Here is an 18,071-nt window from a genome sequence, read left to right on the forward strand (position 1 = left end):
CCTCACCAATTATTTGATGAGGCAATCATAACTTGAATTAAATTATTTTTGAAGTCGGTCAGTTATTTACTGCTTACGGACAACAAGTCACAAACTGGGATGGAATAATTTATAGTAACAAAAATAGCGCTCAAAGGTTAATTAGCCTTTGAGCGCTATTTGATTAGAAATATTTAAAAAAATAAACTTAATTCCGAGATACTCATAAAACTAATTCAAGACCATTAGCTTACTTAAAAAAGCCAAAAACGTTTTTTCTTTTTAGCAACTTGGGTAAAGCCAGTTGGCACAATTAGATCACCATTTATAATAGCCTTAGCATTGTTTTGGAACGTATCAACGAGTTCTTGCCCCTTTTCCTTACGAAGCTTGTCAAAGGCACGCTTCATTCTAAAATTGCGTCCTTTTAGGTTATGCGCATCGGAAGCAAAAACAAAGCCCAGACCCGCATCAATAATCTGCTGCATGAACTTCATGATTTCATCCCCAAACACACCAAGATAGCTACTGGCAGTCAGCTGCGTTAAGCAGCCACTAGCAACTAAATCATACAAAATTGTTGGATCAGCCTGAATACCTTGGTTTCGTTCAGGATGCACAATAACTGGAATAATATTCCTTGCTTGTAAATCAAAAATCATCCGTTGCGCGTATGCGGGAACCTCTTGGTGGGGAAATTCTAACATTAGGTACCGATTGCCAGTATCTGCGAAAAGAATGTCATCCTGATCCAAGGCGGCCAAGAGATCTCCGGTTAAGTGAACCTCTTGTCCAGGAAAGACTTTTAACGGGATTTTTGCTTGATCAATTGCTTGTTGAAATTGAACCGTATGTTTAATGACTTTTTGCTTGTGGTTAGTGTAGTCGCTATCCATATGGTGCGGTGTTACTAAAATATGTGTAATCCCGTTTTCAACGGCAACTTGGGCCATAGCCAAGGATTGGGCCATCGTTTTTGAACCATCATCAACACCTGGTAAGATATGACAATGTAAATCGATCATTTCTTATCATCTGTTCCGTAATAGCCACCATAATAACCACCATAGTAGCCACCGGAATTCTGCGGTGTCACTCGATTCATAACCGTCCCTAAGATTCTTGCGTGAACTTTATCTAATAACTCTTTTGCTTTTAAAATTGCAGCCTTTTCAACTATTCCTTGTGGCGTCACCAAAATTGTACCATCAACCTTACTGGCAAGAATCTGAGTATCAGTGACAGAAATTACTGGCGGTACGTCAAACAGTACTAAATCAAAATGTTCTTTTAAAGCCTCAATTAAATGATTCATCCGTTCAGTTGCTAAGAGTTCAGCCGGATTAGGCGGAATTGGTCCACTTGGTAACACGTACAAATGATCAATTGCGGTTTCAGTAATTGCCTGATCCAGATTTAACTTTGGATTAGTTAACAGGGTAGTTAAACCTTGTGAATTACTGACCTGGAACGTCTGGTGAACTGTCGGCCTTCTCAGATTGGCATCAACTAATAATACGTTTTTGCCTTGCCCGGCCCACGTAACTGCTAAATTACTACTAACAGTTGATTTACCTTCTGATGGTCCTGCTGATGTTACTAAAAGGGTTTCTAACTTACGGTCGATCATTGAAAATTGAATATTTGTTCTGATCGTTTTAAATTGTTCCGCAATTGTTGAAGTTGGGTTTGATAATGTATAAAGGTCAACACCATACTTCATACTCTTATCTTCTAATTTTTTCTCTTTACGTCGAAATAATGCCATAATTTTTATTAGACCCTTCTCTCGTTAACGGTTCGCCTATTTTCCACTTTACTAGAACGTTTATTGACTACGTTATTATTTTTCTTTGTCAAATCTGATTCTGGTATGCTATTAATAATTCCCATATTAGTCAGGCCAACAGTATCACTTAAGAATTCCTCATCCTTAACCGTTGTATCAGTAAACTCACGTAAGAAAGCAATCCCAATACCTAATAATAATCCGAGAACGACCCCGATTAATAAATTGAGTTTTAATTTAGGCGAAACGGCAGTCGTATCCGGTCTAGCCTTAGAAATGATTGAAGCGTTATCAACATTCATCATTTTACTGATTTTTTGCTTAAAAACACTGGCCGTCGTATTGGCAATATTAGTTGCCATATACGGATCGGAATCCTTCACGGCAATTGCAAATACCTGTGAGTTCTGTTGACTAGAAATACTAATCTCGTTAGTTAGCAGATTAACGTCACCTTTAAAATTACTGGTCTTATGTAGTTGTGAACTAACATCACCTAAAATACTAGGGCTAACAATAATGTCTTTATATGTATTAATCATCTGGACATCCGTTTGAACCTGTTGGGCCTGTAATGCCTCGGATGTCTGTTTACGATTAACCAAAATTTGTGTTGAAGCACTATACTTAGGCGTCAAAAAAAAGAAAGTAATTATAAAGGCCAACGCGGTGACCAAGACTGTTGACCAAACAATAGTCTTTACGTGTTTCCGTAAAATACCTAAAATATGTTCTAAATCCAACGTTTCGTTCATGAAATACCTCCATCAATTTCATTGCGATAGCTTACTTTATCTACTAAAAGTTTATCCGAAGAGCGCGCAAATACCAAATCTATATTAAAGATTTACAAGATATTGTCCAAATAAGTAGAAATTCTCCATAAAACGCCTACTATATTATTGCGCTAAACCTCCATATTTTACCGCTTATCACTTACTTGTCAAGATTTACAAGAAAAAGATCATCAAATTAAAATCGTAATCTCATTTAATTTGATCGGCAGGCCCATCACCATAATAAACTTTTTCGAGGTACAGCCCACTCGCTGCTGCCGTAAGCCGAGCCTGTCTGCGATCCTTAACTGCATAAAGTCGAGGAATATCATGTAATGCTCGTCGCCCATTACCGATCTCCAGCAAAACACCAACCATAATTCGGACCATATTGTACAAAAAGCCATCACCATAGAACTCAAAAATAAGCTCGTTATTCGGTTGGTCAAAGTGAACCGTTGAGGCATAAATGGTTCGAACCTTGTTTTTAATACTGCCCCCTGATGCCGCAAAACTGGTAAAGTCATGGGTTCCAATATAATCTTTAACCGCAATTTGGACTTTTTTAACGTCTAAACTATACTTCCAGTGACCCGTGTAAAAACGTGTAAAAGGATTTGTATAATAATCAAGGTTAACACGGTAGCGATACTTTTTACCAGTCGTATTATAGCGTGCATGAAAATTAGATTCAGCTATTTCACAAGCGACAACCTTAACATCCAAAGGTAACAAACTATTAAGCGCCTTTAACATTTTTTCGGCGGGCAGTAAAAATGGAAAGTCAAAATGAATTACCTGGCCCAGGGCGTGGACACCGGAATCGGTTCGTCCAGACCCACTGACTGGAATTCGTGAAGACTTTGCCATTATCATTAATGCTTTTTCGATAACACCTTGAACTGTGCGCTGATTAGGCTGTAGCTGGAAACCAGCGAATTGGGTACCATCATACGCCAACGTAACTTTATAACGTACCACCATTAATTTTATCCGTCCCTTCTCATAAAAAAAGAGAATGGGCGCTAAATCCCACCTCACAAATTATCATCAACGTAAGATTACTAAAACAACGGTTACTAAGGCAAAAGCAAGTATCGTTAAATTATCCGCAAGTTGCCACGAAAGAACACGGTACTTACTCCGCCCCTCACCACCTTGATAGCCGCGGGCCTCCATTGCCGTTGCTAGATCCTCGGCGCGGTTAAAGGAGCTTACAAACAAAGGAATTAGCAATGGTACAATTGCTCGCATTTGTTGGAAAATATTACCTTCCCCAAAATCGACTCCCCGTGCACGTTGCGCATTCATAATTTTTTCCGTTTCGTCCATTAAAGTTGGCACAAAACGTAACGCAATTGACAGCATTAAGGCAACTTCATAAACGGGAAAGTGAATGACTTTTAGTGGCTTCAAAAGTGACTCAATCGCATCGGCCAAAGATAGTGGCGGTGTCGTCAAAGTTAATAAAGTTGACATAAAGATAATTAACACAAAACGCATAAAAATATAAATCCCGTTAACAACACCGTAACTAGAAATGACAATTGGCCCCCAGGACCAGTAGACTGTTCCACCGCTTGAAAATAACATTTGCAGTAAAACAGTGAATAGAATCAGCCAAATCAAAGGCCGAACGCCCTTAATAAAAAAACCTAGCTTTATTTTCGTTAATAAAATTGCAACCATTGTGAAAAGAAACAAGAAAAGATAAGTTTGCCAATTATCTGCAAGAAAGATAATCCCAACAAAATAAAAACTCATTAACAACTTAACTCGTGGATCTAATCGGTGAACTATTGAATCACCCGGAATAAAACGTCCCAATAATAATTTATTCGACATTATCGTTCCTCCCGGCCTGTGGTAATTGTGGTAACAACTCGTCGGCCAACTCAGTTTCGGTTAATGGCATCTGCTTAAACTGAAAACCCTTTTTAATTAATTGGTCCGCAAATGCAGCTGTCTCGGGAACACCTAATTGTTTATCCCGCAACCATTGAACGTTACTAAAAACCTCGCGCGGTGTTCCGACTTTAACCACGCCACCATTTTCCATGACGACCACTTGATCAGCATAATTTGCCACATCTTCCATTAAATGGGTAATTAAAATAACCGTTAATTGATTTTCTTGATGCAGCCGCTGAACCATTCCCATTATGTCCCGCCGACCCTCTGGATCTAATCCGGCTGTGGGCTCATCTAAAATTAAAACTTCTGGTTTCATTGCTAAAACACCGGCAATTGCCACCCGGCGCATTTGACCACCAGAAAGATCAAAGGGTGAACGTTCCAAAACGGCATCTTTAAGTCCAACCAGCTGAACCATCTCTTTAGCTCGCTTTAACGATTCCTCTTCACTAACACCAAAGTTCATCGGTCCAAAGGCAATGTCTTTTGCTACTGTCTCTTCAAATAATTGACTTTCAGGAAATTGAAAAACCATCCCGACTTTTTGCCGAATGGGTTTTAAATTTTTGTTATTGGTTTCTGGAGTAATGACCCGGTCGCCAATCGTCACAGTCCCACTAGTTGGTTTTAGTAATGCGTTGAGATGCTGCACCAACGTTGATTTTCCACTACCTGTATGGCCAATAATAGCCGTAAAAGCATGATCGCGTAAAGTTAAATTAATCTCGTGTAACGCACGACTCTCAAAGGGAGTTCCAACTTGATAGGTGTAGCCTACATCTTTAAATGTGATGTCCATAACCAATCAACCATCCCTTCTTCATTTAAATATTGCGCAGGAACGATAGTACCACGCTTACGTAATGCCGTTCGTAAACGCTCGGCGTAAGGAACATCAAGACCCATTGCAATTAGCCGATTACCGTAAGCAAAAATTTTTTCCGGGGTACCTGATTCTTGTAATTGTCCATCATCCAGGACAATAATTCGATTAGCATTTTCAGTCTCATCAATATCGTGAGTAATCGATAAAACGGTCATGTTTTCTTCTTCTTTTAACTTTCGAACAATTTCTAAAACCTCAACCCGTCCTTCAGGGTCCAACATACTCGTTGCCTCGTCCAAAATGATAATATCCGGCTGCTGAGCAATAACACCTGCGATGGCAACTCGTTGCTTCTGCCCACCAGATAGACGTGCTGGTTCCCGTTTAGCAAATTCAAGCATGCGCACACGTTTTAATGCCTCATGAACCCGGGTCACCATCTCTTCACGGGGCATTCCGTGATTTTCTAAACCAAAAGCCACATCATCCTCAACCGTTGCGCCAACGAATTGATTGTCTGGGTTTTGAAATACCATTCCGATTTTTTTGCGGATATCCCAAACACTATCTTCAGTTAAGGTTATCCCACCTACTTTGATGGTTCCAGAATCACCTTCGCCAATCGGTAATAGCCCATCAATTGATTTGGCAAGCGTTGATTTTCCGCTACCGTTATGACCAATAATAGCCACCCACTCACCCTGATCAACTGAAAAATTAACATCTTTCAACGCCGGATGTTCCGTTTGCTGCGGGTAGCGGTAATTTAAGTTTGTTACGTCAATAATTTTCGCCAATCTTAAACTCACCTTTATTTAAAGAAGTCATTAAATAAAATAATTGTCTATTAGGCCAATTGGTCAATCTTAAAAAATACTAATTAAATACCTTGACTAAGTTTTAACCATAAAGTCAACCAACATTATTCTGACTTCCGAATTTCACAAGAAAATACAATTAAAAATTAAACAGTCTCCTTGCATATTAATGTTTCAATAATATCATACTTAGGCCGTTTACGTTCTAATTTTTAACGGGATTATAAATTAACTTCGAAAAGTTGTCTAAGTATTTATTCAGTAAAAAAGGAGTTACGTTTAACCGTCATCCTACACGATTAAACGTAACTCCTTTTTGAACACAAAAAAATCACATTCCAAATTGTGTTCCGGTACAGCACCAAACGGTTACGTGTACTGGCCGACCATCGAGCTAGACTTGGAAAAACAACTAACCAACATCATAACACTCTAGTCAAAACAATTCAGAAGTGATCCTCCATAATTAAGTTAAATCATACTATGATTTAACTTCGTCTCGCAGAACTACTAGTCTACCAATTGTAAAACTACCATTGGTGCACCATCGCCGCGACGAGGCATTGTCTTGTAAATGCGGGTATAACCACCAGTACGATCAGTGTAACGTGGGGCAATATCGGCAAATAATTTTTGTAAGACAGTTTGAATAACAACGTTTTCGTCTTCTTCATGAACATCAGCGACCTCATCACGAACAAAAGCAGCAGCATGACGACGGGCAGCTAAATCACCCTTTTTACCTAAAGTAATCATCTTTTCAGCTGTTTTACGAACTTCCTTAGCACGAGCTTCAGTAGTTGTAATCTTTTCATTCATGATTAAATCAGACGTTAAATCGCGAAGTAAGGCCTTACGTTGTGAGCTTGTGCGACCTAATTTACGGTAACTCATTAACAGGTTCCCTCCCTTGGTTGGTTATATTACTTAAATGTCACTAGTCCTCTTTACGCAAAGAAAGACCAAGATCAGCTAACTTAGCTTTCACTTCTTCAAGTGACTTACGACCTAAGTTACGAACTTTCATCATATCGGCTTCAGTTTTATTAGTGAGCTCTTGAACAGTATTAATACCGGCACGTTTCAAACAATTGTATGAACGTACTGATAAATCTAACTCTTCAATCGTCATTTCAAGCATTTTCTCTTTATGCGTTTCTTCTTTTTCGACCATGATTTCAGCGTTTTTAGCGTCATCAGTCAAATTAACGAAGATATCCAAATGCTCGGTTAAAATCTTAGCCGCCAAACTAATGGCTTCTCGAGGATTGATAGAACCATCCGTCCAAACATCCAATGTTAACTTATCATAATCATTGCGTTGCCCAACACGGGTACTCTCAACTTGATAATTAACACGACTGATCGGGGTATAAATCGAATCAATTGGTAAAACACCAATCGGCATATCGTCTACCTTATTATCTTCAGCAGCGACATAGCCACGACCTTTACGAACCGTCATCCGTGCGTGGAAATGTCCACCACTAGCGACAGTGCAAATATAAAGATCTGGGTTCAAAACTTCAACATCACTGTCGGCTTCAATATCACCAGCAGTTACTGTTGCTGGACCTTTGACGTCGATTTCGACTGTTTTATCATCATCTGAATCCAACTTCAAAGCAAGCTTTTTTACGTTCAAAATAATCTGGGTAACATCTTCCGTTACACCATCAATGGTTGAGAATTCGTGCAAAACACCATCAATTTGAACACTTGTGACGGCAGCACCTGGTAATGATGCCAATAGAATTCGCCGTAAAGAATTACCCAAAGTCGTCCCATAACCACGTTCTAGCGGTTCAATGACAAACTTACCATAGTTTGTACTTTCATCAACTTTGGTAATGTTTGGTTTCTCAAATTCGATCATTTAGCTTCTTACCCCTTTCAAAACGAGAAGTGTCTTTTAAATATGAAATACGTTTCAGTTTTAAACTCAAAATGAAGCGTACTCACATTAAACACGACGGCGTTTCGGAGGACGAGATCCATTATGAGGAACTGGCGTTACGTCACGAATAGCAGTAATTTCCAAACCAGTAGCTTGCAAAGAACGAATAGCTGCTTCACGACCTGAACCTGGACCTTTAACTGCGACTTCGACAGCCTTCATACCATATTCCATTGATGCCTTTGCGGCACTTTCTGCAGCCATTTGTGCGGCGAATGGAGTAGATTTACGACTACCCTTAAAGCCTAATGAACCAGCTGATGCCCAAGCAAGCGCATTGCCTTGTGGATCAGTGATCATAATTAGAGTGTTGTTAAAAGTAGAATGAATGTGCGCGACACCGGCTTCAATATTCTTCTTCACCCGGCGACGACGTGTTGTTTTTCTAGTTGCCATTAATTGCTAACCTCCCTTACCGAATTATTGCTTTCTACCAGCAATTGATACTTTTTTACCTTTACGAGTACGTGCGTTGTTTTTCGTGTTTTGACCACGAACTGGTAAACCACGACGATGACGCATGCCACGATATGAACCGATCTCCTGTAGACGTTTGATATTTAAATTAACCTTACGACGAAGATCACCTTCAACCATAACGTTATCGACAGCAGCACGAATCTTATCTTCTTGGTCTGGTGTAAGATCTTCTTCACGAACATCTTCGGAAACGCCAGCAGTAGCTAAGATTTTTTTTGCAGTCGTATTACCAATACCAAAGATATAAGTTAATGCGATTACGATCCGTTTACCACGTGGTAAATCAACACCTGCGATACGAGCCATTAATATGACACCTCCATTAAATTGATTTTAGAATTAACCTTGACGCTGTTTATGCTTTGGATTAGCAGAGCAGATGATCATAACACGGCCCTTACGTTTAATAACGCGGCAGTGTTCACACATCCGTCGTACTGATGGTCGTACTTTCATGAATTTTACCTCCTATAAAAGCTGAACACATTAGCAATATGACAAACCGTAACTTATTTCGTACCTGCATTAATGCTACTTAAAGCGATAGGTAATGCGGCCACGCGTTAAATCATACGGTGATAATTCAACCGTTACCCGATCACCCGGCAGGATCCGGATATAATGCATTCTGATCTTACCAGAAACAGTTGCTAAGATTGTTGCATTATTTTCGAGTTCAACTTTGAACATCGCATTTGGCAACGTATCAACAACTTTTCCTTCAACCTCAATCACATCATCTTTCGCCACGCAAAAGTACCTCCTTAGTTATATTAGGGTTGCAACTTGCTGAAAACAGGCTGCGCAATTGACAAAAGCCATTGCGCTCATTGCAAGCGCTAAGGACTTTTATACCACATCAATTCAACACATAAAAATGGTGAGAGCTAGCGCACTCACCCTTTCTTATTAAGCCAACGTCCGAATTAGACTTTGGCTAGTTCGAAAAGATAACCTTGCCCATTATAGCAAAAGGACTCTTATGACGCAAGTTAGCAGATCACTCGTCACACTTATTTACCGGCTAATGGATCAAGAACTTTACGAATATCCTGAAAAACATCATCGATGTCCCGATTACCATCAACGTTGAAAAGTAAATTCTTCTTGCTATAAAAATCCAACAAGGGTGTGTTCATTTTCTCGTTGACTGCCAAACGATTTTTTACCGTCGCTGGCTTATCGTCATCACGTTGGAAAAAGTCATGTCCACCACAGCGATCACAAGTCCCTGCAACCTTAGGTGGATTATAAACTTTATGGTAAGTTGCACCACAAGTCTTACAAATGAAGCGTCCAGTTAAACGTTCCATTAATGATGCTGGATCAACATCGATGTTAATAACACCATCTAATGGTTTATTCAACTCGGCCGTAATCGCCTCTAACGCTTCAGCTTGACTAATTTGTCTTGGAAAACCATCTAGTAAATAACCAACTTTTGTGTCGGCCTCTCCTAAACGATCTTTCACAATACCATTTGTTACTTCATCAGGAACAAGTTCGCCCTTATCAATAAAACTTTTTGCCTTAAGACCAAGTTCAGTCTGATCTTTCATTGCTGCACGGAACATGTCACCTGTGGAAATATGTGGAATATGATAAGTATCAATAATCCGTTCTGCCTGAGTCCCTTTACCGGCACCTGGCAGTCCCATTAAAATGAGGTTCATAATTTTCCCCTTTCAAGATTATAAAGAAAGTGTCAAAGTGAACACTTCAACACACTTTCTTTAACGAATGAAACCAACATAATGTCGTTTCATCATCAATCCTTCAATTTGGCGTGACGAATCGAGTGCAACACCAACAACAATCAACAAACTAGTTCCGCCTAAACCGATTGATTCTGGTAAATTCCAAATATTGGCGGCCAAAATTGGTAGTAAAGCTACAACACCAAGAAAGACTGAACCAACCGTGCTAAGTCGCATCAAAGTCCCAGAAATATACTTCTGGGTCTCCTTACCCGGCCAAACACTAGGAATGTAACTACCTTGCTTTTGCAAATTGTCTGCAACCTTTTCTGGATTGACCTGAACAAAAGCGTAGAAAAAAGTAAAAACAATAATCAACAAAGTATAAAGAATGGAACCAGGAACAGTTGTCATACTGAAAATTTGGGTCATAACTTGGAACCAAGTATCTTCAGAATGCGTACCCTGGAAAGCTTGAAGAATTGTTTGTGGCGTTGCAATAAACGAACTTGCAAAAATAACTGGGATAACACCAGCCACATTGACTTTAAGTGGTAAATAACTTTGATCCCCGGCGTCGGTTACTCTTCGCGTATAGCGAATTGGAATCTTCCGATTGGCCTGCTGAACCCAAGTAACAACTATAACAACAGCTAAAATAGTAACAAATAACAAAACCGAATAGAGCACGTATAACCAGAACTGTGCAGTATCAGGATTAGTGCCAAACCATTCTTGATAAAGTTGTTGAATCCCCGTAGGAATTCGGGCAACAATACCAGCAAAGATGATCATAGAAACACCATTACCAATACCTTTATCAGTTATTTGTTCACCCATCCAAGTTACTAACATGGTACCACCCGTTAAGATGATCCCAATCATAACGTATGTTTGGATATTTGGGTGTTTAACTAAGCCAAGCCCACTTAACGCATTAAAACCGGCCGTAATCCCAATTGATTGAACAAACGCTAATACAATAGTTAAGTAGCGTGTTACTTGATTTAATTTACGTCGACCAACTTCCCCTTGTTTGCTCCACTCAACAAATTTAGGCACAATATCCATTTGTAATAACTGAATAACAATCTGTGCGGTAATGAATGGTGAAACCCCCATTGAAAAGATGGAATAGTTTGTTAAACCACCACCACCAAACATGTTTAACATGCTAACTAATCCTGACGAAGCAATCGACGTCAGTGCCTTGGCATTAACGCCGGGAACCGTTATTTCCGTTCCAAGCCGGAAAATAAACAAAATGCCTAAAGTAAAAATTATTCGGTTACGAATATCTTTTACTTGCCAAGCATTTTTGATGGTCGACAGCATTAAATCACCTCAATTTTACCGCCAGCGGCCTCGACAGCTTTTTTAGCAGCCATCGATGCTTTGCTAACTTTAACTGTTAATTTTTTAGTGACTTCGCCGTTTGCCAATAGCTTAACGCCAGCTTTTTGCTTCTTAAGTAAGCCAGATTCAATTAATAATTCTGGTGTTACTTCTGTACCGTTGTCAAAACGATTTAAGTCGTCAAGACTAACCAGTGCATATTCTTTACGATTAATATTCGTAAAGCCGCGTTTTGGCATACGACGGAATAAAGGCATTTGGCCACCTTCAAAGCCTAAACGTACCTTACTACGAGCCTTTTGACCTTTTTGGCCACGGCCAGCAGTTTTACCGTTACCGGATGAAGTACCACGGCCAACACGATTACGTATTTGACGTGAACCTTCACTTGGTTTTAAATTATGCAATTCCATTGCGTGCGCACCTCCTTATAATTTATTTAGCTACTTCAACGTCCAGCAAGTAGGCAATCTTAAAGATTTGTCCACGAATTGCTGGGTTATCAGGCAATACAACTGAGCTATCAACACGGCCAAGTCCTAAAGCTTTAACAATCCGGCGATGAGCTGGCTTACGATGTGCGACAGTGCGCTTTAAAGTAATTTTTAATTGTGCCATGAATTTCGCCCCTCCTAGTTTTCTAATTGATCGACTGGAATACCACGAAGTTCTGCTACTTTATCAGCACGACGTAACGTCTTTAAACCTTCAATAGTAGCGCGGACCACATTAATTGGTGTGTGAGAGCCTAAGAACTTACTTGTAACATCTTGAACACCGGCAAGTTCCATGATAGCACGGACAGCGCCACCAGCAGCAACCCCAGAACCAGCAATAGCAGGCTTGATCAAAACACGACCACCACCAAAACGACCAATGACTTCATGAGGAACAGTTGTCCCAACAATCGGTACTTCGATCAGGTTCTTCTTTGCGTCTTCAACTGCTTTTCGAATAGCTTCAGGAACTTCTTGTGCTTTACCAGTACCAAAGCCAACATGTCCATTACGATCACCAACAATAACGATTGCTGCGAAACGAAGGCGACGGCCCCCTTTAACAACTTTTGTTACACGGTTAATCGAAACGACATTATCTTCCAAATCCAATTTGTTTGGATCAATAAACGTTGTAGTCATAAATGGGTTTTCCTCCTTTTCCTAGAAATCTAGTCCGTTTTCGCGTGCAGCTTCAGCCAAAGCCTGAACACGGCCATGATATAAATAGCCGCCACGATCGAAGACAACATCTTTCAAGCCCTTAGCAACAGCACGCTTTGCAACTAGTGCACCAACGGCGGTAGCCTGCTCGGTTTTTGCTCCTTCGCTAACTTCTTTATCTAATGTCGAGGCACTTGCTAGCGTCACACCCGCTACGTCATCAATTAATTGCGCGTAGATGTTTTTATTAGAACGATAAATATTCAAGCGTGGGCGCTCAGCAGTACCAGAGATCTTACCACGAACACGTAAATGACGCTTTTGACGTGTCTTATTTTTGTCTGGTTTCGAAATCACAATGTTCACCTCTTAAAATTATTGTTTCAGCTGTTTAAGCTGCATTATTTACCTGTTTTACCTTCTTTACGACGAACATATTCATCGACGTAACGAATTCCTTTACCTTTATAAGGTTCAGGTGAGCGAACGCTACGGATTACAGCAGCAAATTCACCAACATCTTGCTTAGAAATACCAGAAACGTTAATTTCAGTGTTTGAAGGTACTTCTAAACTTAAACCTTCAGGAATTGCCATTTCAACGGGGTTAGAGTAACCAACGTTTAAAACGAGTTTTTTACCTTGTAGTTGTGCACGGTACCCGACACCAACTAATTTTAACTTCTTAGTGAAGCCATCAGTTACGCCTTCAACCATGTTTGCTAAATTGGCACGCATTGTACCATGTAATTCGCGGCCTTTTTTACTGTTATCAACACGTTCAAAACTAATCTTATTACCTTCAATGGTAATAGAAATTAAAGGATTAAATTCTCGTGTTAATTCACCTTTTGGTCCTTTTACAGTAACGGTTTCACCCTCACGAGTAACGGTTACTTTTTCAGGAACTTCAATGACTTTATAACCAATACGACTCACGTGTTACACCTCCTTGTTTAAAAAATAATTACCAGATATAAGCTAGTACTTCGCCGCCGACGTTCTTTGCACGTGCTTCTTTATCGGTGAGAACACCTTCAGCAGTGGAAAGAATTGCAATACCTAAGCCGTTTAAAACCTTTGGTACAGCATCAGCCTTAACGTACGCACGTAAACCTGGTTTTGAAATACGTTTCAAACCAGTGACAACACGCTCATTGTTTTTACCATATTTTAAAAACACACGAATTAAACCTTGTTTGTCATCTTGAATGTATTCAAAATCACGAATAAAGCCTTCGCGTTTTAAAATTTCTGAAATACTACGAAGCATATTTGAAGCAGGAACTTCTAGAGATTCGTGACGCACCATGTTGGCGTTACGAATACGAGTTAGATAGTCTGCAATTGGATCAGTCATGACCATTAAATTACCCTCCTTTGAGTTAGACTTTTTTACCAGCTAGCTTTCTTCAAGCCAGGAATTTGACCAGCATGTGCTAATTCACGAAGGCAGATCCGGCATAAATGGAATTTGCGATATACAGAATGCGGACGACCACAACGTTCACAACGTGTATAAGCTTGTGATGAGAATTTAGCAGGACGTTGTTGCTTTGCTACCATTGATTTTTTAGCCAAGATATTTACCTCCTTTATTTTGCAAATGGCATTCCGATTTGAGTTAATAATTCACGTGATTCTTCATCGCTATTTGCTGTAGTCACAATAACGATATCTAAGCCACGAACTTTATCAACCTTATCATAATCGATTTCTGGGAAAATCAATTGTTCACGGACACCTAATGTAAAGTTACCACGACCATCAAAAGATTTTTTGCTGACGCCATGGAAATCACGAACACGTGGTAAAGAAACGTTGATGAGCTTATCTAAGAAGTCATACATACGTTCGCCACGTAACGTTACTTTAGCACCAATTGACATACCTTCACGCAAACGGAAACCGGCGATCGATTTCTTTGCTTTTGTGATCAATGGTTGTTGGCCTGAAATCAATGCTAATTCTTCAACAGCGTGGTCCAAGTTTTTAGCATTTGAAACAGCATCACCAACACCCATGTTCAACACGATCTTGTCAACTTTAGGAGTTTGCATAACAGAAGTGTAATTGAACTTTTCCATCATAGCAGGGGTAATTTCTTTAACATATCTTTCTTTTAAGCGATTAGCCATTAGTTGTTTTCCTCCTTTCAACAAAAGTTATTTATCGATAACTTTGCCAGTTTTTTTAGAAACGCGTACTTTTTTACCGTCTTCAACTTTGTAGCCAACTTTAGTTGGTTCGTTGGTTTCAGGATCAAGTAACATAACGTTTGAAACGTGAATTGGCGCATTTTGTTCTACAATGCCGCCTTGAGGGTTATCGTTCGTTGGTTTTTGATGCTTTTTAATTGCATGTACACCTTCAACGATTACTTGGTCAGTTTTAGGGAAAGCCTTTGTAACAGAACCTTCTTTGCCCTTATCCTTACCACTAATGACACGAACTTTGTCGCCTGTCTTTACGAACATGGAATAGCCTCCTTCTTTATAAAGATTGTTAATTAAAGTACTTCAGGTGCTAAGGAAACAATCTTCATGAAGTTGCTGTCACGTAATTCGCGTGCAACAGGTCCAAAGATACGTGTTCCTCGTGGACTCTTATCAGCGTTAATAATAACAGCTGCATTTTCGTCAAATTTAATGTATGAACCGTCAGTGCGGTGAGCACCTGTTTTAGTTCTAACAATGACCGCCTTTACGACGTCACCTTTTTTGACAACGCCACCTGGTGTTGCTTGTTTAACCGTTGCAACGATAATATCACCGATATTCGCTGTCTTTACGCGTGAACCGCCTAAAATTTTGATGGTTAAAATCTCACGAGCACCAGAATTATCAGCGACTTTTAAACGACTTTCTTGTTGGATCACGGAAAGGTCCTCCCTTCGTTAATAATTCAGATTTTATAAAATAACCGTTTTTTCAACGATTTCAATTAAGCGGAACCGTTTCTTAGCAGACAACGGACGAGTTTCCATAATTCGAACGATGTCACCAGTTTGCGCTTCATTCTTTTCATCATGTGCGTAATACTTTTTAGTATAACGGATACGCTTGCCGTATGTTGCGTGTTGCTTAACTGTTTGAACAGCTACTGTAATGGTTTTATCCATTTTATCAGATACAACACGACCCTGAACGACTTTTCTTGCGTTACGTGTTTCATTATTTTCGCTCAAAATGTTTGACCTCCTATTCCAAAAGTGGGTGTATCGCGACTAGTCCTGGTTTAATTCTTGTTGGCGCAATACTGTTTTGATGCGAGCAATATTTTTGCGAACTTGTTTTAAACGAGCTGTATTTTCCAACTGGCCAGTAGCTAATTGGAAACGAAGATTAAATAATTCTTCTTTGTATTCTTTTTCGCGGTCAAGCATTTCGGCAGTGGTTAAGTCTTTAATTTCTTTAGCCTTCATTTGATTCGCCACCTACTTCCTCACGTTTTACAACCTTGGTCCGAATTGGTAATTTATTCGAAGCAAGACGTAGTGCTTCACGTGCAACTTCTTCAGTAACGCCACCGACTTCAAACATGATCTTTTCACGTTTAACTGGAGATACCCAGCCAGCTGGCGTACCTTTTCCAGAACCCATCCGGACACCAATAGCTTTTTCAGTATATGATTTGTGAGGGAAGATCCGAATCCATACTCGCCCACCACGCTTCATTTGACGTGTCATTGCAACACGTGCTGCTTCGATCTGACGGTTCGTGATCCATGAAGAATCAAGGGCCTTCAAACCATAATCGCCAAAGGCAACTGTCTTACCGCCTTTCGCTTCACCACGCATGTGGCCACGAAATTCACGACGGAATTTTACACGTTTTGGTACTAACATGTTTAGTTTCCTCCCTTCGCTCCATTATTACGGTTGTTATTGTTACGACCGTTATTGTTGCGGTTGCCGCCACGGTTATTGTTACGACGATTACCGCCACGGTTATTTGCTGATGGTGCATTATCTTTTAAAGAATCACCATGTGTTTGGCCTGGTAAAATATCGCCGCGATAAATCCATGTTTTAACACCAAGTTGACCATAAGTCGTCTTAGCTTCATCCCATGAATAATCAATATCAGCACGTAATGTATGCAATGGAACAGTACCATCTGAATACATTTCCTTACGAGCAATATCGGCACCGTTTAAACGACCAGATACCATTGTCTTAATACCATGAGCGCCAGCACGCATTGTGCGTTGAATAGCTTGCTTCATAGCACGACGGAAAGCAACACGACCTTCAAGCTGTTGTGTAATACTTTCGCCGACAAGATGAGCATCCAAATCAGGTTGTTTGATTTCAACAATATTGATGTGAACTCGTTTACCAGTTAAATTATTTAATTGTTTACGTAAAGTTTCAACTTCAGAACCGCCTTTACCAATTACCATACCAGGTTTACCAGTATGAATTGAAATATTAACGCGGTTTGCTGCACGTTCAATCTCAACTCGGGAGACAGAGGCGTCAGCTAAACGCTTGCTGATGAAACTACGTACTTTTAAGTCTTCATTTAAAAGTGTGCCGTAATCTTTTTCGGCATACCATTTTGCATCCCAGTCACGAGAAATACCTACTCGTAAACCAAGTGGATTAATTTTTTGACCCACGCGTTATCCCTCCTTATTTTTCAGCTACAACGACGGTGACGTGACTTGTTCGTTTATTAATTGGTGAAGCAGAACCTTTGGCACGAGGACGGAAACGTTTTAACGTTGGTCCTTCATCAACAAAGGCTTGTGCTACAACCAAGTTTTCAGCATCTAAGTCGAAGTTGTTTTCAGCATTAGCAATAGCTGAATTCAATACTTTAGTAACGATTGGTGAAGCCGCTCTGGGCGTAAACTTCAAAATCGCAATTGCATCTGCAACACTTTTACCCCGGATCAAATCTACCACTAAGCGAGCTTTACGAGGCGCGATCCGAACAGTTTTAGCAATTGCACGTGCTTCAGTAACTTGTTCTGACATGTTTTATCCTCCTCTCGCTTATTTAGCAGCCGTACGGCGATCGTCGCCTGAATGACCATGGAACGTACGTGTTGGTGCAAATTCGCCTAATTTATGGCCGACCATGTCTTCTTGAATGAAAACTGGGACATGCTTCCGTCCGTCATAAACTGCGATTGTATAACCAATAAAACTTGGGAAAATCGTAGAACGACGTGACCAGGTTTTAATAACAGATTTTTTATCTTGGTCTGCTTGCGCAGCAATTTTTTTCAATAAATGTTCATCGGCGAATGGTCCTTTTTTTAAGCTCCGACTCATTATGAAACCTCCTTTTCAGCATTAATTATTTTAAA

The 18,071-nt window shown here is 40.0% G+C and carries 30 protein-coding genes and 1 pseudogene; all 31 read right to left on the reverse strand.

All coding sequences use genetic code 11. The annotated features are described in order from the left end of the window. Positions 1-233: 233 nt before the first annotated feature. The 31 genes and pseudogenes from EKM98_RS07930 to rpsS all read right to left on the reverse strand — a co-directional run bounded on the left by EKM98_RS07930 (position 234) and on the right by rpsS (position 18,036). Positions 234-1,004 (reverse strand): tyrosine-protein phosphatase, encoded by a 771-nt coding sequence (locus EKM98_RS07930; RefSeq protein ID WP_191983377.1) that lies wholly within the window; start codon positions 1,002-1,004, stop codon positions 234-236. After that, the gene (locus tag EKM98_RS07935; protein ID WP_191983378.1) at positions 1,001-1,747 is read right to left on the reverse strand and encodes a CpsD/CapB family tyrosine-protein kinase; all 747 of its coding nucleotides are present in this window, start codon (positions 1,745-1,747) and stop codon (positions 1,001-1,003) included. The genes EKM98_RS07930 and EKM98_RS07935 overlap by 4 nt, the downstream gene beginning before the upstream one ends. A gap of 8 nt (positions 1,748-1,755) precedes the next feature. Then, a complete protein-coding gene (locus tag EKM98_RS07940) occupies positions 1,756-2,523 on the reverse strand; it encodes a YveK family protein (RefSeq protein ID WP_125981918.1) in 768 nt (255 codons plus the stop codon). A 231-nt stretch (positions 2,524-2,754) separates the two neighbouring features. After that, on the reverse strand, positions 2,755-3,525 hold the full coding sequence (truA, locus tag EKM98_RS07945) for a tRNA pseudouridine(38-40) synthase TruA (RefSeq protein ID WP_100071634.1): 771 nt from the start codon (positions 3,523-3,525) through the stop codon (positions 2,755-2,757). Positions 3,526-3,594: 69 nt separating this feature from the next. Further along, complete coding sequence (locus EKM98_RS07950) at positions 3,595-4,389, reverse strand: energy-coupling factor transporter transmembrane component T family protein (protein WP_068225451.1); 795 nt, start codon at positions 4,387-4,389, stop codon at positions 3,595-3,597. After that, positions 4,379-5,257 carry an energy-coupling factor ABC transporter ATP-binding protein gene (locus EKM98_RS07955; RefSeq protein ID WP_068226249.1) on the reverse strand — a complete coding sequence of 293 codons (879 nt, stop codon included), beginning with the start codon at positions 5,255-5,257 and terminating at the stop codon, positions 4,379-4,381. Before EKM98_RS07955 ends, EKM98_RS07950 begins: the two co-directional genes overlap by 11 nt. Next, positions 5,233-6,081 carry an energy-coupling factor ABC transporter ATP-binding protein gene (locus tag EKM98_RS07960; protein WP_068225452.1) on the reverse strand — a complete coding sequence of 283 codons (849 nt, stop codon included), beginning with the start codon at positions 6,079-6,081 and terminating at the stop codon, positions 5,233-5,235. The genes EKM98_RS07955 and EKM98_RS07960 overlap by 25 nt, the downstream gene beginning before the upstream one ends. 531 nt (positions 6,082-6,612) lie before the next feature. Further along, positions 6,613-6,996, reverse strand: coding sequence for a 50S ribosomal protein L17 (gene rplQ, locus EKM98_RS07965; RefSeq protein WP_068225453.1), 384 nt, complete (start codon positions 6,994-6,996; stop codon positions 6,613-6,615). A gap of 43 nt (positions 6,997-7,039) precedes the next feature. Further along, entirely contained in the window at positions 7,040-7,978 is a 939-nt protein-coding gene (locus EKM98_RS07970) for a DNA-directed RNA polymerase subunit alpha (protein ID WP_068225454.1), read from the reverse strand. Between the two features lie 87 nt (positions 7,979-8,065). Next, positions 8,066-8,455 (reverse strand): 30S ribosomal protein S11, encoded by a 390-nt coding sequence (rpsK, locus tag EKM98_RS07975; protein ID WP_068225455.1) that lies wholly within the window; start codon positions 8,453-8,455, stop codon positions 8,066-8,068. 24 nt (positions 8,456-8,479) lie between these two features. Continuing rightward, positions 8,480-8,845: a 30S ribosomal protein S13 gene (rpsM, locus tag EKM98_RS07980; RefSeq protein WP_125981920.1), complete on the reverse strand. Its 366-nt coding sequence runs from the start codon at positions 8,843-8,845 to the stop codon at positions 8,480-8,482. Positions 8,846-8,878: 33 nt separating this feature from the next. Beyond that, on the reverse strand, positions 8,879-8,995 hold the full coding sequence (rpmJ, locus tag EKM98_RS07985; protein ID WP_068225457.1) for a 50S ribosomal protein L36: 117 nt from the start codon (positions 8,993-8,995) through the stop codon (positions 8,879-8,881). A gap of 75 nt (positions 8,996-9,070) precedes the next feature. Next, positions 9,071-9,289, reverse strand: a complete 219-nt coding sequence (gene infA / locus EKM98_RS07990; protein ID WP_068225458.1) for a translation initiation factor IF-1 — start codon at positions 9,287-9,289, stop codon at positions 9,071-9,073. 263 nt (positions 9,290-9,552) lie between these two features. After that, positions 9,553-10,212: an adenylate kinase gene (locus EKM98_RS07995; RefSeq protein ID WP_100070893.1), complete on the reverse strand. Its 660-nt coding sequence runs from the start codon at positions 10,210-10,212 to the stop codon at positions 9,553-9,555. Positions 10,213-10,272: 60 nt separating this feature from the next. Beyond that, positions 10,273-11,571: a preprotein translocase subunit SecY gene (gene secY, locus EKM98_RS08000; protein ID WP_125981922.1), complete on the reverse strand. Its 1,299-nt coding sequence runs from the start codon at positions 11,569-11,571 to the stop codon at positions 10,273-10,275. Further along, positions 11,571-12,005 (reverse strand): 50S ribosomal protein L15, encoded by a 435-nt coding sequence (gene rplO, locus EKM98_RS08005; RefSeq protein ID WP_068225461.1) that lies wholly within the window; start codon positions 12,003-12,005, stop codon positions 11,571-11,573. Before rplO ends, secY begins: the two co-directional genes overlap by 1 nt. 22 nt (positions 12,006-12,027) lie before the next feature. Next, positions 12,028-12,210 (reverse strand): 50S ribosomal protein L30, encoded by a 183-nt coding sequence (rpmD, locus tag EKM98_RS08010; protein ID WP_068225462.1) that lies wholly within the window; start codon positions 12,208-12,210, stop codon positions 12,028-12,030. Between the two features lie 14 nt (positions 12,211-12,224). Beyond that, on the reverse strand, positions 12,225-12,731 hold the full coding sequence (gene rpsE / locus EKM98_RS08015) for a 30S ribosomal protein S5 (RefSeq protein WP_068225463.1): 507 nt from the start codon (positions 12,729-12,731) through the stop codon (positions 12,225-12,227). Positions 12,732-12,752: 21 nt separating this feature from the next. Beyond that, the gene (gene rplR, locus EKM98_RS08020) at positions 12,753-13,118 is read right to left on the reverse strand and encodes a 50S ribosomal protein L18 (protein ID WP_068225464.1); all 366 of its coding nucleotides are present in this window, start codon (positions 13,116-13,118) and stop codon (positions 12,753-12,755) included. Positions 13,119-13,153: 35 nt separating this feature from the next. Continuing rightward, positions 13,154-13,690 (reverse strand): 50S ribosomal protein L6, encoded by a 537-nt coding sequence (rplF, locus tag EKM98_RS08025; RefSeq protein WP_068225465.1) that lies wholly within the window; start codon positions 13,688-13,690, stop codon positions 13,154-13,156. 28 nt (positions 13,691-13,718) lie between these two features. Next, complete coding sequence (gene rpsH / locus EKM98_RS08030) at positions 13,719-14,117, reverse strand: 30S ribosomal protein S8 (RefSeq protein WP_125981923.1); 399 nt, start codon at positions 14,115-14,117, stop codon at positions 13,719-13,721. 29 nt (positions 14,118-14,146) lie between these two features. Beyond that, a complete protein-coding gene (locus tag EKM98_RS08035) occupies positions 14,147-14,332 on the reverse strand; it encodes a type Z 30S ribosomal protein S14 (RefSeq protein ID WP_010011761.1) in 186 nt (61 codons plus the stop codon). A gap of 14 nt (positions 14,333-14,346) precedes the next feature. Then, complete coding sequence (gene rplE, locus EKM98_RS08040) at positions 14,347-14,889, reverse strand: 50S ribosomal protein L5 (protein WP_068225467.1); 543 nt, start codon at positions 14,887-14,889, stop codon at positions 14,347-14,349. Between the two features lie 27 nt (positions 14,890-14,916). Beyond that, complete coding sequence (gene rplX, locus EKM98_RS08045) at positions 14,917-15,228, reverse strand: 50S ribosomal protein L24 (protein WP_068225468.1); 312 nt, start codon at positions 15,226-15,228, stop codon at positions 14,917-14,919. A 32-nt stretch (positions 15,229-15,260) separates the two neighbouring features. Further along, positions 15,261-15,629 carry a 50S ribosomal protein L14 gene (gene rplN, locus EKM98_RS08050; protein ID WP_068225469.1) on the reverse strand — a complete coding sequence of 123 codons (369 nt, stop codon included), beginning with the start codon at positions 15,627-15,629 and terminating at the stop codon, positions 15,261-15,263. A gap of 33 nt (positions 15,630-15,662) precedes the next feature. After that, positions 15,663-15,938, reverse strand: a complete 276-nt coding sequence (gene rpsQ, locus EKM98_RS08055) for a 30S ribosomal protein S17 (protein ID WP_075168919.1) — start codon at positions 15,936-15,938, stop codon at positions 15,663-15,665. Positions 15,939-15,977: 39 nt separating this feature from the next. Then, on the reverse strand, positions 15,978-16,175 hold the full coding sequence (gene rpmC, locus EKM98_RS08060; RefSeq protein WP_068225470.1) for a 50S ribosomal protein L29: 198 nt from the start codon (positions 16,173-16,175) through the stop codon (positions 15,978-15,980). Further along, the gene (rplP, locus tag EKM98_RS08065) at positions 16,165-16,599 is read right to left on the reverse strand and encodes a 50S ribosomal protein L16 (RefSeq protein WP_125981925.1); all 435 of its coding nucleotides are present in this window, start codon (positions 16,597-16,599) and stop codon (positions 16,165-16,167) included. Before rplP ends, rpmC begins: the two co-directional genes overlap by 11 nt. A 131-nt stretch (positions 16,600-16,730) precedes the next feature. Further along, positions 16,731-17,375, reverse strand: a pseudogene (rpsC, locus tag EKM98_RS08070) (30S ribosomal protein S3); the annotation flags it as partial. 13 nt (positions 17,376-17,388) lie between these two features. Next, positions 17,389-17,736 (reverse strand): 50S ribosomal protein L22, encoded by a 348-nt coding sequence (gene rplV, locus EKM98_RS08075; protein ID WP_068225473.1) that lies wholly within the window; start codon positions 17,734-17,736, stop codon positions 17,389-17,391. An 18-nt stretch (positions 17,737-17,754) separates the two neighbouring features. Further along, positions 17,755-18,036, reverse strand: a complete 282-nt coding sequence (gene rpsS / locus EKM98_RS08080; protein WP_068225474.1) for a 30S ribosomal protein S19 — start codon at positions 18,034-18,036, stop codon at positions 17,755-17,757. Between the last annotated feature and the right edge of the window lie 35 nt (positions 18,037-18,071).

The sequence above is a fragment of the Loigolactobacillus iwatensis genome (genome assembly GCF_003950295.1).
GTDB classification, from domain to species: domain Bacteria; phylum Bacillota; class Bacilli; order Lactobacillales; family Lactobacillaceae; genus Loigolactobacillus; species Loigolactobacillus iwatensis.

Excerpts from the sequence above, each read along its gene's own strand:
- EKM98_RS07930 (WP_191983377.1), bottom strand. The coding sequence starts at position 1,004 with ATGATCGATTTACATTGTCATATCTTACCAGGTGTTGATGATGGTTCA.
- EKM98_RS07935 (WP_191983378.1), bottom strand. The coding sequence starts at position 1,747 with ATGGCATTATTTCGACGTAAAGAGAAAAAATTAGAAGATAAGAGTATG.
- EKM98_RS07940 (WP_125981918.1), bottom strand. The coding sequence starts at position 2,523 with ATGAACGAAACGTTGGATTTAGAACATATTTTAGGTATTTTACGGAAA.
- EKM98_RS07950 (WP_068225451.1), bottom strand. The coding sequence starts at position 4,389 with ATGTCGAATAAATTATTATTGGGACGTTTTATTCCGGGTGATTCAATA.
- EKM98_RS07955 (WP_068226249.1), bottom strand. The coding sequence starts at position 5,257 with ATGGACATCACATTTAAAGATGTAGGCTACACCTATCAAGTTGGAACT.
- rplQ (WP_068225453.1), bottom strand. The coding sequence starts at position 6,996 with ATGAGTTACCGTAAATTAGGTCGCACAAGCTCACAACGTAAGGCCTTA.
- EKM98_RS07970 (WP_068225454.1), bottom strand. The coding sequence starts at position 7,978 with ATGATCGAATTTGAGAAACCAAACATTACCAAAGTTGATGAAAGTACA.
- rpsK (WP_068225455.1), bottom strand. The coding sequence starts at position 8,455 with ATGGCAACTAGAAAAACAACACGTCGTCGCCGGGTGAAGAAGAATATT.
- rpsM (WP_125981920.1), bottom strand. The coding sequence starts at position 8,845 with ATGGCTCGTATCGCAGGTGTTGATTTACCACGTGGTAAACGGATCGTA.
- rpmJ (WP_068225457.1), bottom strand. The coding sequence starts at position 8,995 with ATGAAAGTACGACCATCAGTACGACGGATGTGTGAACACTGCCGCGTT.
- EKM98_RS07995 (WP_100070893.1), bottom strand. The coding sequence starts at position 10,212 with ATGAACCTCATTTTAATGGGACTGCCAGGTGCCGGTAAAGGGACTCAG.
- secY (WP_125981922.1), bottom strand. The coding sequence starts at position 11,571 with ATGCTGTCGACCATCAAAAATGCTTGGCAAGTAAAAGATATTCGTAAC.
- rplO (WP_068225461.1), bottom strand. The coding sequence starts at position 12,005 with ATGGAATTGCATAATTTAAAACCAAGTGAAGGTTCACGTCAAATACGT.
- rpmD (WP_068225462.1), bottom strand. The coding sequence starts at position 12,210 with ATGGCACAATTAAAAATTACTTTAAAGCGCACTGTCGCACATCGTAAG.
- rpsE (WP_068225463.1), bottom strand. The coding sequence starts at position 12,731 with ATGACTACAACGTTTATTGATCCAAACAAATTGGATTTGGAAGATAAT.
- rpsH (WP_125981923.1), bottom strand. The coding sequence starts at position 14,117 with ATGGTCATGACTGATCCAATTGCAGACTATCTAACTCGTATTCGTAAC.
- rplE (WP_068225467.1), bottom strand. The coding sequence starts at position 14,889 with ATGGCTAATCGCTTAAAAGAAAGATATGTTAAAGAAATTACCCCTGCT.
- rplX (WP_068225468.1), bottom strand. The coding sequence starts at position 15,228 with ATGTTCGTAAAGACAGGCGACAAAGTTCGTGTCATTAGTGGTAAGGAT.
- rpmC (WP_068225470.1), bottom strand. The coding sequence starts at position 16,175 with ATGAAGGCTAAAGAAATTAAAGACTTAACCACTGCCGAAATGCTTGAC.
- rplP (WP_125981925.1), bottom strand. The coding sequence starts at position 16,599 with ATGTTAGTACCAAAACGTGTAAAATTCCGTCGTGAATTTCGTGGCCAC.
- rplV (WP_068225473.1), bottom strand. The coding sequence starts at position 17,736 with ATGTCAGAACAAGTTACTGAAGCACGTGCAATTGCTAAAACTGTTCGG.
- rpsS (WP_068225474.1), bottom strand. The coding sequence starts at position 18,036 with ATGAGTCGGAGCTTAAAAAAAGGACCATTCGCCGATGAACATTTATTG.